Origin of the sequence: Streptococcus sp. HMSC065H07, assembly GCF_001837325.1 — a bacterium.
Taxonomy (GTDB): Bacteria; Bacillota; Bacilli; order Lactobacillales; family Streptococcaceae; genus Streptococcus; species Streptococcus salivarius_H.
The window spans coordinates 22,366-36,141 of record NZ_KV832038.1 but is presented as its reverse complement, the minus strand read 5'-3'; the positions used below and the strand labels follow the sequence as shown (position 1 = coordinate 36,141).

Sequence of the window (13,776 nt, the reverse complement as noted above, 5' to 3'; positions counted from 1 at the left end):
CTTACGCGTTGATAGCGTTGATAACAACTTTTGTATAAGGTTGACGGTGACCTTGTTTACGGTGGCTACCTTTTTTAGGTTTGTATTTGAAAGTAACAACTTTCTTTTGTTTACCTTGTTTTTCGATAGTTCCGACAACAGTAGCTCCCTCAACAACTGGAGTACCTACTACAGTTTTATCACCACCGACAAGAACAACTTCGTTAAAAGTTACTTCTGATCCAGCTTCAGCGTTGATTTTTTCAACGTAGATCGCTTGACCTACTTCAACTTTAACTTGTTTTCCACCAGTTTTGATGATTGCGTATGTGCTCATGATGCACCTCCTATTAAAATTTTTAATGTGTCTGAGGTTTCCCTCTGTGAAGACTCGCCTAGTACTGCGGGGCCGAACCCACTTGTAAACAGTAGTCGTGCGGTTGCACAGGACGTGCATTTAGTCAACGTTACAATTCTATCATTTTTTCCCTCTAATGACAAGAGAAAAAGTTATTTTGATTATTCTTATTCTGCTCATTGAAATTTATCAAAGTAGCGATTACCCTAATCAACTCTTATTCCATATCTTCCTAGGAAAGTCTTAGCTAGAGCCCGCTCCAGATCAACTAAGGAAAGGCTCTTATCCGTTGTCAAAATTTGATAGCGTTCACTTCCTTCAAAATAGAAGTGATTCAATGCCTGATAGCCATTTCGTTTATAAAATGCTAAACGTTTTAGACGTTGAGCCCGATTAGAGACTTGCTCCTCATCCATAGGTTCAATCGTAAGCACACACGGTCGTTCTCCTGCTTTTTTCTTAACTTGTGCCAAAATCTGACTACCGTAACCCTGAGACTGTTTACTTTCCTCAACCGCAAGAAAGAGTAGGTAGACCAGGTTATCAGTACAAATTGCATAGGTAAAACCAATAAAAACTTCTTGATCAAAATAAGCCAAGAAAGATTGTCCATTTTTCAAACTGTTCCAAGACAATTGCCAGAGTGGGAGCCTCTCCTCCACAGGAAAAGCCGCTTCATAAAGTGAAGCGACCTTCTTGAATGTTGGTGTCAGAGGATAAATGTTACGAACCTCTAGTGTCATTTCCCTAACCAATAACCTTCTTATAATCTTCTGGTGTCGCCACATGAGCATGCTCACGTTGACGATCAAGCAAGTGACTAAGGAAGTCACGGTTGCCCAAAGCTTCTTTAAGGGTTTGTTTAAATTGCCCAGCATTCATAGCTGAGAAAATATTGCTTGGTGCAGTATAATCTGGACCATGGCTTGTGTTCGTGAAAGCCAGGATAAGCAGGTTATTTTCAAAGGCAGCACGTGTCGCTGACAGGATTTCATTTTGGTGGTTAATATCTAAATAGAAATCAGCCTCTTGATAGAGACGCTTAACCTGTTCTGTTGTAATATTCGGATAAAGGCTAACATTACTATATTTAGCTAAATCCATCAAACGACTTGACATTTCAGTGATTGCACCAATATGGTAGTGCATGGTAGGCACTTCACTAACAATGTTTTCCAAGTGTTCAATCTGATCTGAGTTGGTCAAGATCAGTGCTTGATTTTGGAAATTATTCTGACGAGCAAATGGATACATGAATCCGAGAAAGGCCACGCGAGAAGCCTGCTCTGGACTAACCAACTTTAGAAGATTCGTATATGCCGTGTATTCTTGCACTACAATCTTAGTTTGACGGTGATTGCTATCAAGAAGGAGGCGCATATTCCCAGGGACTGAATCAGTGATAGGCTCTTGCCAGAAGAGGACATCTTGACCAGAATTCGGAAGATTCATAGCTGTCAAGAAAGGCGTTGACAAGGAGTTATAAAGGATACGTCGCAAATCATAGCCAGCTTCTTTAAGATAAAAGACTACAAACTCCGATTTGTTTTTGAAAATGTAGACCTTGTCTTTCCAATTCAAGATAACGTCTTTGGTCAAATGGTTAATGACGATAACTTCCTTGTTATCTGGAGTGAAATAACTAGTAATGGTCGCTTCTTGCTTAACATTGTAAGTTGTTTGTGAGAAACGATAACCCTTATTATTGTAGCGATCAGTCACACGCAGGCGACCTGACTCATCATACCAATCCACAGCTTTAACTAGACGCTGATGAGCAGGATGTGCATAGTGAATATGACCACGTTTCTTATCAAAACGGAAGATTTCCGCGTTGCTATTTGTTCCTAAAATTTCCCAGTAATCAGGCACAGGAACCTGATTAAAGTAAAGTGCAGAACCATGAACCTTGTCAAAACCAGTGAAATAAAGGTAAGGTGAGGTCACATCACTAGGCAGAAAGCCATCATCTGAAAGACAAACTGTTGTATTTACATAGCCAGCAACAATCAGCGAGTAATGGAGATCCCAACTACCTTGACTATAGTTCTCAAATAAATTAATCATGATTAGTCATCTCCTTTACTAAGTTAAGCCACTTCTGCTCGATTTCCTCTGTCAAAAAGCCTTTGGCGATATCATAAGAGACTTGATGAACATGATCTAAATCTGAACGATTGAAGAAAGCTACAATTTTCTCTGCCAAGGCAGCCACAATAGCAAGCTCGTCATCTTTTTCAAATCGAGGGATGAGGTAACCATTTTCATTATCCTTGATAAAAGTTTGGTTCCCATAACGGACATCAAAACCAATCATACCAAGGCCCGATCCAACAGCTTCTAGAAGTGTCAAGCCAAAACCTTCACTCTTAGAACCTGATAGGTAAAGTTCGTAATCCTTGTAGACTTCTGTTAAATCTTGGTGACCCTTAAGATGGATGTAATCCTGAGCGTGATTTTCCTCGATAATGGCCTTAAGCTTAGCTTCTTCAGCACCTGTACCAAAGATATCAAAGTTCACTTGTGGAAGACTTTCTTTAGCCTTAACAACAGCCTTAGCCAACCAATCTACGTGTTTTTCATTGGCCAAACGTGAAGCTGTGATGATTGAGAATGGTTTACGCTCTCCCTCAGGCTCTCTCAGTTTATCCAAACTTCCCACAGGAATCGTTACGATATTAGGTGTAAATGGTGTGTATTTGTTGAACTGATCTAGCATAATGCTACGTTGACGCTCTGTCGCTGTGATGAAGAAATCAACCTTATCTGCATTGCTGAATTGGTACTCATAGAAGTTATTCCAAAGAATAGTCTTGTCTGTCACAGCATTTTCACTAAAGTGCTCTGCATGGACAACAACTCCAAGCTTAGCAGGTTTAGTATTACGGAAAACAGCCTGTCCCGTACCAGTGGCACGGTCCAAGATAACGATATCCTGATCAGTTAGACCAAGTTGCGACATGAAGTAGGCGATAAATTCATGTTTAGATGACAAAATCTTATCTGGGAAACGGAAGACACTATCCTTACCATCAACAATTTCATCATAAGCAACACTACCATCCTCATTGAAGAAACGACGTTGATAGAGGTGGGCCTTGTTATCTACAGGGGTGTAGTACTCCGTGAACATCTTAGTGTAAGAGTAAAAGTCTTTACGAATTAAGCAACCACGCGATACTTTTTCCACACGGTGAACGATATCTTCACCCTCTTTACGCAAGTAGGCTGCATAAAAAATATCTTCCTTGGCACAAAAGAGCTTAACCACCTTGCCATTAATCTCACGACGCGTGATGTCATAAGGTATTTCCTTTTCCAAATCCTTGACAGTATAGGTCGTTGGAGCAATTTTCAGGTCTGTAAAATAGCTGTACAGCCAGATGACGTCTTCATCTTCAAACCCCATGTTACGGGTCAAATCTGAAAGATTGTCCTGCAGGAACATATCCATAAAGACAAATTTGGCCTTAATACCTGTGTTTTTGAAAATTGTAGAACGATAGGCCTGGGCGTACTCAACACCACTTGATGCCCAACCGATTCCTAAATTGATGTTATAAACAGTCATGTATTTTCCTTTCTGGGTAAAAGCTCAACATCGACATTTCTTTTTGGACATACCTAACTCTAGTAGCACCTAAATACTACTATGTTAGTACTATATCCTCCTAGACTAGAGCAAGTCTTCAATAAGTGTATCCACTTCGTCTTGCGCTTCTTCAATAGGTGTGATTTCAGTCACCATGATTCCCGCAACCGCACGTTCAACCAAGGCTTCAACATCCATACGACGTTCATATTGTTCAACGTTTTTGATTTTTGGATTAGTCTTTGGACGGTCAGGTGCAAAGATAGTACAGCAATCCTCAAAAGGTTGGATGGAAATGTCAAAGGTATCAATTTTTTGTGCCAAATCAATGATTTCCAACTTGTCCATAGTGACAACTGGGCGAATCACTGGCGTACATGTAACAGCATTAATCGCCTGCATAGACTCCATAGTCTGACTGGCAACCTGACCAAGACTCTCACCATTGATAATCACAAGACCTCGACGTTCTTCTCGAATGCGGTCAGTAATACGCATCATAAAACGACGCGTCAAGGTCATCAAATAAGCCTCAGGTGCTTTTTCTTTGATTTCCTCTTGAATTTCAGTAAATGGTACTTCGATGAACTGAATATTACCACCAAACTTGGTCAACTTACGGGTCAAATCTTGAGCCTTTTTCAGTGCACCAGGGCTAGTGTAAGGAGGACTTGCAAAGTGAACAGCCTCAATATCTACACCACGTTTAAGAGCTAAGTAACCTGCCACTGGCGAGTCAATCCCGCCTGAAAGCATGAGCATTCCTTTGCCTGCAGTCCCTACAGGTAATCCACCTGCTCCCTTAATTTCCTCATGAGAAATATAAGCGGCCTCAGCACGAATTTCTACCTTCAGATTGACATCTGGCCCCTTCATCTGGGCCTTGATGTCAGGCAATACATCAAATACAGCATTTCCTAAAGTAAGGTTGAGCTCGCGACTATCTAAAACAAAGTCGTGATCACTACGTTTGGCAGTCACCTTAAAGGTAAGGCCGTCACGATAGAGCCCAGTCATAATATCTTGAACAGCCTTTTTCAAGACCTCGACATCTTTTTCAAACTTGTAAACAGGACTAAAGGCTTGAATACCAAAAATTTGCTTCAAAGACTCTGCTACTGGCTCATAGTCTGTACCGTTGAGGTAGATGTGACCACGGTCTCGGTCAAAAGTCACTTTAACATCTGGATAGATGGATAGAACATCCTTGATGTTATTTCTAAGTTTATTGATAAAGCGCATACGGTTTTTGCCCTTGGTAGACAATTCACCATAGCGAACCATAATTTCTGAATATGTTAGTGTCATTCCTTTTCCTTTTAAATTTGAATTTAGTTTTATTGTTTAATCGATTAAATCTTGCTATCTCACTTTTTGTGTCTTGGCGTAGACCTGCTTGAAAATCGTGAGGAACTGTTCCACCTGTCCCATATCATTGTCATCATCAAGACTGATACGAACGGCCGTTTGAGCTAACTTAGTCGGTACACCCATAGAAATAAGGGTTCCCGCTGGTTTACCCGCCTTAGATGAACATGCTGATGTCGTTGAAATGTAAATTTGATGCTCTTCAAAAGCATGGACAATAACTTCACCTCGAACACCCTTGATTCCAAAGGTCAAAATATTGGGAGCAAAACCCTCACCCTCACCTGAGAAAATAGAAATGTCCTCGTACTTAGCCAATTCGTCAAAGATAATCTTTTTCATCTTGGCAATTTTAGGAAGAGAAAATTCCTCTTTGTCAGTTACCAAGCGCAAGGCCTTGGCCATACTCGCAATGCCGGCAACATTTTCAGTCGTTGAACGAAAATCTTTTTCTTGGCCACCACCAGTTAAGAGTGGCGTAATCTTTTTCCCTGCCTTTTTGTAGACAAAACCGACACCACGAACAGCATGAAACTTGTGACCAGAAAAAGTCGCAAAATCTACACGGTCAGTTAAATAGGACGATAGTGGAATCTTTCCAATAGCCTGGACAGCATCCACATGAAAAGATATGGTAGGCTCATTAACCAAGAGATCTGAGATGGCTTGAATAGGTTGAATTGATCCGATTTCATTATTAACAGCCATAACCGAAACCAAGATTGTGTCAGGGCGTAATAATCCAGCAAGAGCTTCAACATCCACAAACCCTTGCTCATTTACTGGTGCATAAGATACCTCGAAACCATGTTCTGAAAGCCATTTGGCAGATTCTTTTACCGCAGGGTGTTCAATATCAGAAACAATGATGTGATTGCCGTAAGGCTCTTTTTCGAAAGCTACACCTTTGATGACCCAGTTATCACCTTCGGTTCCTCCAGACGTAAAGAAAATCTCATCGGCTGATTTTCCAATGAGTTCCGCAACTTGCTTACGAGAAGCCTCCAAAATACGTGTCGCAGATGTTCCTAATTGGTGTAGGCTGGATGGGTTCCCAAAAATTTTAGTAGCCACTTCTTGATAGGTTCTAAGTGCCTCTGGATAAGGCACCGTCGTGGCCGAATTATCAAAATAAATCATGATTTTTCCTCGATTTTTATTTACTATTTATTATAGCATAATTTTTTTAGCAATTTTTGCGAGAAAATCATATAATAGAAAGTACGAAATATTTTTAAGGAGAGCATCATGTCTGAAAATTACTCACGCCGTAATCATTCATCAAAAGAAGAAAAAAAATCTGCACCAAAGGTGACTGAACACGTTACAAAAGGCTTTACTGCCTTCCAAAAAGTCCTTACTGCTGTCGGGACAATCTTGTCAATCATTGTAGCTTCAATCACTATCATGAATTTTACATCATCTAAAAATAAGGACACTTCTGATTCATCATCCAATCAGTCAACTGTAGTCATTAAAGAGGGTAACAATAAGACCCAAGAATCTAGCACTTCTTCATCTAGCTATGGAAATACGACTGATTCCGACACAGCAACAAGTAGCCAAGCAGGAACTAACACCTATTCTTCATCAGCAGATACAACAACTGGTGGCAATACGACTACTTCTTCATCAGCAGCTACTGCAGACACAACATCTGGCAATGCGACTACTGGTGGTGCAACAACTGGTGACGCCGCTTCTAACTAAGACATGTAAAAGGCTAGGAAACCCTGCCTTTTTTCTATAATCCTATGAACTATACAGAAACTCTAAATTTTATCCATTCTTTCAAGGGCAATGGCCGTCGCCCTCAACTCGAACGTATGCGTTGGCTTTTGAAACAAGCCGGAAACCCTCAGACTCACTTTCCAACGGTACATATTGTCGGGACCAACGGTAAGGGATCAACAACAAGCTACCTACAAAATATCCTAACAAAGTCAGGCTATCAGGTCGGGACCTTTACCTCACCTTATATTACTCGTTTCAACGAACGTATTAGTATAAACGGCACAGAAATCCCTGATAAGGATTTGATTAGCCTTGTCGAGAAAGCTCAGGTTCTTCTTGATGATTTAGAAGAGCACACTGCTTTTGACCGACCAACGGAATTCGAGTTGGTCACCTTACTCATGTTCCTCTACTTCGACCTTAAACAGGTTGATATGGCTATCATTGAAGCAGGTATTGGTGGACGCCTTGATTCGACCAATGTCCTTTCGCCAGAGCTTGTCATCTGTACTTCAATTGGCTTTGATCACACTGAAACCTTGGGCAATAACCTTTTGGACATCTCCAATCATAAAGCAGGCGTCATGCGAGAAAACACACCTATCTTACTTGGTCGTGTCTCTGCAGAAGTTGAACATTTTTTCAACCAAAAATCACATGACCTACAAGCTCCTTTAGCCGTCATTGATAGGGAAATTCAGCTGCTTCCGAAAGACAACCAAACGATCCAAGTTTCTTATGACCATTGGGAAAGTCCAGATCTTAAGCTACCAATGCTAGGACGACATCAAGAAAACAATGCTGGGTTAGCTGTCACTGCTGCCCATCTCTTGACTCCAACATTTCCTAAGATTACTAATAAGAGCATTCAAGATGGTATTTGTGACACACACTGGCCTGGTCGTAGTGAGTGGATAGGAAACAATATTTATCTAGACGGTGCCCATAACCCTCAAGGAATTGCCAGCTTAAATCAGGTACTAAAAGATAACTTTACCAATCGTAAAATCCACATCCTCTTTGCAGGACTGAGACGAAAACCTTTAGCAAACTTACTAGAAGAATTGAAAGATTATGATATTACGGTAACCAGCTTTGACTTTTTTGAAGCACTGCCCTTGGATGACTATCCTCAAAACTTCAAATGTGCGGCCGACTATAGAGAATGGCTAGCAAAAGCTGAATCAGCAGATTCTGATGACCTATTTGTTGTCACAGGATCCCTTTACTTTATCTCAGAAGTAAGAAACTACTTATTAAACGAAAGAAAGGCCTAAAGGTCTTTTTTATTTAGACAATATACAGTTACACACAAAATATAGGTTGTTATTTGAACATAAAGAAAAGTCTATCTATTTGGCTAGACAGACTTCACCCTTTTATCTCATCGTTACAAATTCTTCTGAACCGGTTGGATGAATGGTTTCCATAGCCAAAAAGGCTATGGAAATTCGCAAGGGACTTCCTTGCGATCACTTTCAATTGAGGCCATTCAGACATAAAGAAAAGTCTATCCATTTAAGTAGACAGACTTCACCTTTTTATCTCATCGTTACAAACTCTTCTGAACCGGTTGGATGAATGGTTTCCATAGCCAAAAAGGCTATGGAAATTCGCAAGGGACTTCCTTGCGATCACTTTCAATTGAGGCCATTCAGACACAAAGAAAAGTCTATCCATTTAGGGGGACAGACTTCACCTTTTTATCTCATCGTTACAAATTCTTCTGAACCAGTTGGATGAATGGCAACCGTATTATCAAAATCAGCCTTAGTTGCTCCCATCTTAATAGCCACAGAGAAGCCTTGAATCATCTCATCGACACCATACCCAATACCGTGAAGACCGATGATTTTTTCATCCTCACCTAGTGTTACTAATTTCATGGTTGACGGCTGACGATTATCTCCAAGAGCCGTATACATTGGAGTGAAACTAGATTTATAGACCTTGATATTCTCCGCACTATATTTAGCAATTGCTTTTTCCTCAGTCAAACCAACAGAACCAATGACTGGGTGGCTAAAGACCACAGTGGCTACATCAGTGTAATCAAGCTTAGCATCGGCTTTATTGTTGAAGAGTCGCTCTGATAATTGACGTCCCGCCTTGACTGCAACTGGCGTCAAATCTAGTTTACCAGTCACATCTCCCAGAGCATATATACCAGGAACAGATGTATTTTCAAAGGCGTCTGAATAAATGTTACCTCGTTCAGTCAACTCAACGCCTGTCTTTTCAAGACCAAAACCAGAAGTATTGGCTACACGTCCAATGGCCCAAATGAGGCAATCAACAGTGATCGTTTCTCCATTGTCAAAGCTAATGGTCAAAGAATCGTCATCATTTTTCACTACTTCTGTAGCATTAGCATGCGTGTGAAGGGTCGGACCTGATTTAGCCATCTCATCGACTAAGACATCGATAATATCCTTGTCAAAGGTACGTAATGGGCGATCCTTACGAACAAAGAGATGCGTGTCACTTCCAAGAGCATTGAGAACACCAGCAACCTCAACGGCGATATAGCCAGCACCGATAACAGCTGTACGTTTTGGTACCTCATCTAACTCAAAGAAACCATCAGAAGTAATCCCATATTCACTACCTGGAATATTTGGATAAAGAGCATGACCACCTGTCGCAATAAGGATATGGGGTGCTGTATAAAGCTCCCCCGCCACTTCAACCGTATGAGGGTCAACAAATCTTGCATACTCGTAGACACGTTCAACGCCATTGCTGTCAAAACCACGCTCATAAGAACCATGGATACGGTCGATATAAGCCTGACGATTGGCCTTAAGCCTTGCAAAATCAAACTTATTAACCGTCACATCAAAGCCATACTCGCCCGCATAGCGGTGAAGAGTCTCAGCAACCTGAGCACCATACCACATGACCTTTTTAGGCACACAACCCACATTGACACAGGTACCGCCGACCTCTTTTCCTTCAAAGAGAATAACCTTAGCGCCGTGCATAGCAGCACGATTAGCACTGGCAATCCCGCCAGAGCCACCACCAATGACAATATAATCGTATTCTTTTACCATATTTTACCTCTTATGTTTCTTTATACAGCGTATTAGCTACTAGATAAGCCATTTCTGCCTATACTTTATCATAAAATAGGTACCCTGACAAAAATCTGCTACGACAGTACTTTTAGTAAACTAAAAGCACCTTTAGGCGCTCTCATAAATTTAATATTATTGTGCTACCACAGATACTACATAAACAAAGCTATCTGTCCCCTCACGCAACACTAGTGTAGCACTGTCTGCATTTTTCAAAGATTCTCCTACACTTTTTGTTGTTCGTAATTGAAAATCTCCTACTTTTCCGTCAGGGTCTGCCCCACTTATAAATATATTGTAATATGTCCTATCACCATTCATTCCCCAGTTATCCTTGGAAACCAAAGATGCCGTAATTTTATATTTCTTATTAGTTTCTAATTGTCCCATATCAAAACTGCTAGTAAATTCATCAGCAGACAACTCGGTTATGTCATTTAGAGATGAGCTAGATGACATAATTGAAGAGGAACTGGAGCTACTAGTCGAACTTGAGGATGAACTAGAGCTACTAATCAAACCTGAAGAGGAACTCCGAGCTGTAGTAGAATTTTCACTTCCTACTAAATACTCATCGTTGACAGATATTAGACTCGATTCTTCACCATGTCGTGCCCCAGAGAGTCCTGTTAATATACCAATAATTCTGGCAAAAATCGTGAGCATAACAAAAATCAAGACAACAAACTTCCACCAACTTATTTGATTATTTTTATTTGGTTTTATCATAAACCTCCAGAAGGAATCAAACACATTTTTAAATGACCTAAAGAACTTGTAAATAGGTGATTGTTTCTGATTATTTTTCAAAACATTCTCCTTAAATTATATTTTAAGATATATTATAGCATAAACATTTTGTTGAATTATCTAAAAATATAAGAAAAACTTATACAAAATTTTATCCAACTAAAAAACAACCCCGAACTCAACGAGATTGTTTAATCATATCTTATTTATCAAGTGGTTTGCGGAGGAATCCGAAAAGGATACCTGATACCACAGCACCAATCAAGATGAAGAGAAGGTAGAGAAGGGCATTTGATGTGAGGGCAATAACGAAGATACCTCCGTGTGGTGCCATCAATTTGATTCCTGCCATACCTACAAGAGCACCTGTAAGAGCTGAACCGACGATAAAGCTTGGGATAGCGCGTGCTGGGTCAGCTGCACCGAATGGGATTGCACCTTCAGTGATGAATGAGAGTCCCATAACGATGTTTGTCAAACCAGAGTTGCGTTCTTCTTCGGTAAATTTATCTTTAAATAAGAGTGTCGCTACAAAGACTGCCAATGGAGGAACCATACCAGCTGCCATAACTGCTGCCATAACAACTGAACCACCTGAAGTCACTGTTGCTGCGAGAGTACCTGTACCAAAGACATAAGCTGCTTTGTTGACTGGTCCACCCATATCCACTGCCATCATACCACCAACAAGGAGACCAAGTAGTACGGCTGAGCTTCCTGACAAGCTTGACAAGAAGTTATTAAGACCAGTATTGATTGCTGCCATTGGGATATTCACTGCCAACATCAAGAAACCTGTAGCAAATACACCTAGAAGTGGCAAGAGCAAGATAGAACGGATTCCTTCAAGAGCACGTGGAATACCTGCCAAGAGTTTACGAAGAACGAGGATAACACCACCTGCAAGGAAACCACCAACAAGAGCTCCAAGGAAACCTGAAGATACACCAGCAAGGGCAAGGGTTGCTTTACCACCTGAACCAAATGGAACACCACCAAAGGCAGCACCACTTGAAGCAATAGCACCAGCTACGAAACCTGAAACCAAACCTGGTTTTTCAGCGATAGAGTAAGCAATGTAACCTGCAAGTACTGGAAGCATGAAGCCAAAGGCAGCACCACCAATTGCTTTGAATTGAGCAGCAATTTCATGGTAAGAACCAAGTTGTGACAATTGATCTTTGGGAACACCCATGATTTGGTCGAGCAAGAAGGCAAGCGCAATCATGATACCACCACCGATAACGAATGGAAGCATTTGTGAGACCCCACTCATCAAGTGTTTATAGAAGGCACCACCAAGGCTCAATTTCTCACTTGATTCTTGAGCAGCTCCAGCATTTTCAGCATGGAAAACTTCAGCTTTTCCATCCAAGATGTTTTGGATTAATTCTTGAGGTTGACGGATACCTGCTGCAACTGGTTTAGAAAGCAATTTTTTACCATCAAAGCGTGCTGTTTCAACTGCCTTGTCTGCTGCTACGATAACACCTACAGCCTTTCTGATTTCTTCAGCAGTCAATGGTGTTCCGACACCTGACGCACCGTTAGTTTCAACACGAACATTGACTCCCATTTCTTCACCTGTTTTAATCAGTGATTCTTCAGCCATGTAAGTGTGAGCAATACCAGTTGTACAAGCTGTTACAGCTACGATAAGTGGTTTATCGCTTGAAGCTGCTTCTTTAACAGCTTGTGCTTTCTTAGCTTCCTCAGCCTGTGCTTCTTCTTCACCCGTATTGAAAGCAGCAATCACTTCATCTGGAGAAGTCACCTTACGCAAACGATCTGCAAAACCATCTTGCATAAGATATTTTGACAACTCAGCAAGGGCTGCCAAGTGAGTGTCATTTGCTCCCTCTGGAGCAGCAATCATAAAGAAGAGGTCTGTAGGTTGACCATCAAGTGATTCGTAATCTACACCTTTATTAGATTTAGCAAAAAGTACTGTTGCTTCTTTTACTGCAGCATTTTTACTGTGTGGCATAGCGATTCCATCACCCAAACCAGTTGATGTTTGTGCTTCACGAGCCATAATACCTGCTTTGAAAACATCAAAGTCAGTCACAACACCGTTGTCAACCATGCTGTTAATCATTTCATCGATAGCAGCTTCTTTTGTAGTTGCTTGAAGGTCAAGCAACATTACTTTTTTGTTCAGTAAATCCTGAATTTTCATAGTTTTTCTACCTCTACTTTATTGTATGTTTCTTTAATAAATTCAATTGTCGCTAAGTCATCTGAGAAAGCCGTAGATGTTCCACATGCTACTCCCCACTTGAGAGCCTCAATTGGATCACCTGATTTAACAAACTCACCAGTGAAACCAGCAACCATTGAGTCACCCGCACCAACAGAGTTTTTAACTGTCCCCTTAATTGGTTTGGCAAAGTAAGCAGCCTCTGGTGTGACAAGCAGAGCTCCATCACCTGCCATTGAGATGATAACGTTCTGTGCACCCTTAGCAAGGATTTCACGCGCATATTTTTCAACATCAGCCAAACCATTAAGTTTGACATTGAAAATAGCTTCTAACTCATGGTTATTTGGTTTTACCAAGAGTGGTTGGTAGGCCAAGGAATCAAGCAAGGTTTGACCTTCAAAGTCACAGACAACCTGTGCACCAGTTTCACGCACTAGTGGAATCAATTTGTTATAGACCTTGTTTCCAAGATTGCTTGGTGCTGATCCAGCAAAAACAACCACATCATCAGCACTTACACTTGAAAGAACTGCTTCCAATTCAGCCAATTGATACTCATTAATGACAGGTCCTGCACCGTTAATTTCAGTTTCTTGGTCAGCCTTGATTTTAACATTAATACGTGTGTCTTGATCCACAGCTACAAACTTGGTTTTAATACCTTCTGCATCCAAACCATCTGTAACAAAACGTCCTGTAAAACCACCGATGA

Annotated in this window: 12 protein-coding genes and 1 other annotated feature; of the genes, 2 read left to right on the top strand and 10 right to left on the bottom strand. The window is 40.9% G+C overall.

Annotated elements, in window-relative coordinates; genetic code table 11:
- Nucleotide 1 precedes the first annotated feature (1 nt).
- From rplU to HMPREF2637_RS06340, 6 genes are all read right to left on the bottom strand, one after another.
- Nucleotides 2-316: a 50S ribosomal protein L21 gene (gene rplU, locus HMPREF2637_RS06365; RefSeq protein WP_002885597.1), complete on the bottom strand. Its 315-nt coding sequence runs from the start codon at nt 314-316 to the stop codon at nt 2-4.
- A gap of 40 nt (nt 317-356) precedes the next feature.
- Nucleotides 357-431: a sequence feature (ribosomal protein L21 leader region), on the bottom strand.
- Nucleotides 432-543: 112 nt separating this feature from the next.
- A complete protein-coding gene (locus HMPREF2637_RS06360; protein ID WP_070839919.1) occupies nt 544-1,080 on the bottom strand; it encodes a GNAT family N-acetyltransferase in 537 nt (178 codons plus the stop codon).
- A gap of 4 nt (nt 1,081-1,084) precedes the next feature.
- Entirely contained in the window at nt 1,085-2,404 is a 1,320-nt protein-coding gene (gene gtfB, locus HMPREF2637_RS06355) for an accessory Sec system glycosylation chaperone GtfB (protein ID WP_070839685.1), read from the bottom strand.
- A complete protein-coding gene (gene gtfA / locus HMPREF2637_RS06350; RefSeq protein ID WP_002890077.1) occupies nt 2,397-3,908 on the bottom strand; it encodes an accessory Sec system glycosyltransferase GtfA in 1,512 nt (503 codons plus the stop codon). The genes gtfB and gtfA overlap by 8 nt, the downstream gene beginning before the upstream one ends.
- Nucleotides 3,909-4,013: 105 nt before the next feature.
- Nucleotides 4,014-5,237: a tRNA uracil 4-sulfurtransferase ThiI gene (thiI, locus tag HMPREF2637_RS06345; RefSeq protein WP_002886671.1), complete on the bottom strand. Its 1,224-nt coding sequence runs from the start codon at nt 5,235-5,237 to the stop codon at nt 4,014-4,016.
- A gap of 54 nt (nt 5,238-5,291) precedes the next feature.
- A complete protein-coding gene (locus tag HMPREF2637_RS06340) occupies nt 5,292-6,437 on the bottom strand; it encodes a cysteine desulfurase family protein (RefSeq protein ID WP_070839682.1) in 1,146 nt (381 codons plus the stop codon).
- Nucleotides 6,438-6,545: 108 nt separating this feature from the next.
- On the opposite strand from HMPREF2637_RS06340, the gene HMPREF2637_RS06335 reads away from it, so the two are divergent.
- Together HMPREF2637_RS06335 and HMPREF2637_RS06330 are read left to right on the top strand one after the other, a co-directional pair.
- Complete coding sequence (locus tag HMPREF2637_RS06335; protein WP_070839679.1) at nt 6,546-7,007, top strand: DUF6556 family protein; 462 nt, start codon at nt 6,546-6,548, stop codon at nt 7,005-7,007.
- 44 nt (nt 7,008-7,051) lie between these two features.
- A complete protein-coding gene (locus HMPREF2637_RS06330; RefSeq protein WP_070839676.1) occupies nt 7,052-8,308 on the top strand; it encodes a bifunctional folylpolyglutamate synthase/dihydrofolate synthase in 1,257 nt (418 codons plus the stop codon).
- 426 nt (nt 8,309-8,734) lie between these two features.
- Here the strand turns inward: HMPREF2637_RS06330 and gorA are convergent, their stop codons facing one another.
- The 4 genes from gorA to HMPREF2637_RS06310 form a co-directional block, all read right to left on the bottom strand.
- Nucleotides 8,735-10,087: a glutathione-disulfide reductase gene (gorA, locus tag HMPREF2637_RS06325; RefSeq protein WP_070839673.1), complete on the bottom strand. Its 1,353-nt coding sequence runs from the start codon at nt 10,085-10,087 to the stop codon at nt 8,735-8,737.
- 156 nt (nt 10,088-10,243) lie between these two features.
- Nucleotides 10,244-10,921: a hypothetical protein gene (locus tag HMPREF2637_RS06320; RefSeq protein ID WP_064523702.1), complete on the bottom strand. Its 678-nt coding sequence runs from the start codon at nt 10,919-10,921 to the stop codon at nt 10,244-10,246.
- A 142-nt stretch (nt 10,922-11,063) separates the two neighbouring features.
- Nucleotides 11,064-13,040 (bottom strand): PTS fructose transporter subunit IIABC, encoded by a 1,977-nt coding sequence (locus HMPREF2637_RS06315; RefSeq protein WP_064523699.1) that lies wholly within the window; start codon nt 13,038-13,040, stop codon nt 11,064-11,066.
- Nucleotides 13,037-13,776 (bottom strand): 1-phosphofructokinase (locus HMPREF2637_RS06310; protein ID WP_070839670.1); only part of this gene is annotated, 740 nt, incomplete at its 5' end. The genes HMPREF2637_RS06315 and HMPREF2637_RS06310, both read right to left, overlap by 4 nt.

Coding starts and splice junctions, on each gene's coding strand:
- rplU (WP_002885597.1), bottom strand. CDS start 316: ATGAGCACATACGCAATCATCAAAACTGGTGGAAAACAAGTTAAAGTT.
- HMPREF2637_RS06360 (WP_070839919.1), bottom strand. CDS start 1,080: ATGACACTAGAGGTTCGTAACATTTATCCTCTGACACCAACATTCAAG.
- gtfB (WP_070839685.1), bottom strand. CDS start 2,404: ATGATTAATTTATTTGAGAACTATAGTCAAGGTAGTTGGGATCTCCAT.
- gtfA (WP_002890077.1), bottom strand. CDS start 3,908: ATGACTGTTTATAACATCAATTTAGGAATCGGTTGGGCATCAAGTGGT.
- thiI (WP_002886671.1), bottom strand. CDS start 5,237: ATGACACTAACATATTCAGAAATTATGGTTCGCTATGGTGAATTGTCT.
- HMPREF2637_RS06340 (WP_070839682.1), bottom strand. CDS start 6,437: ATGATTTATTTTGATAATTCGGCCACGACGGTGCCTTATCCAGAGGCA.
- HMPREF2637_RS06335 (WP_070839679.1), top strand. CDS start 6,546: ATGTCTGAAAATTACTCACGCCGTAATCATTCATCAAAAGAAGAAAAA.
- HMPREF2637_RS06330 (WP_070839676.1), top strand. CDS start 7,052: ATGAACTATACAGAAACTCTAAATTTTATCCATTCTTTCAAGGGCAAT.
- gorA (WP_070839673.1), bottom strand. CDS start 10,087: ATGGTAAAAGAATACGATTATATTGTCATTGGTGGTGGCTCTGGCGGG.
- HMPREF2637_RS06315 (WP_064523699.1), bottom strand. CDS start 13,040: ATGAAAATTCAGGATTTACTGAACAAAAAAGTAATGTTGCTTGACCTT.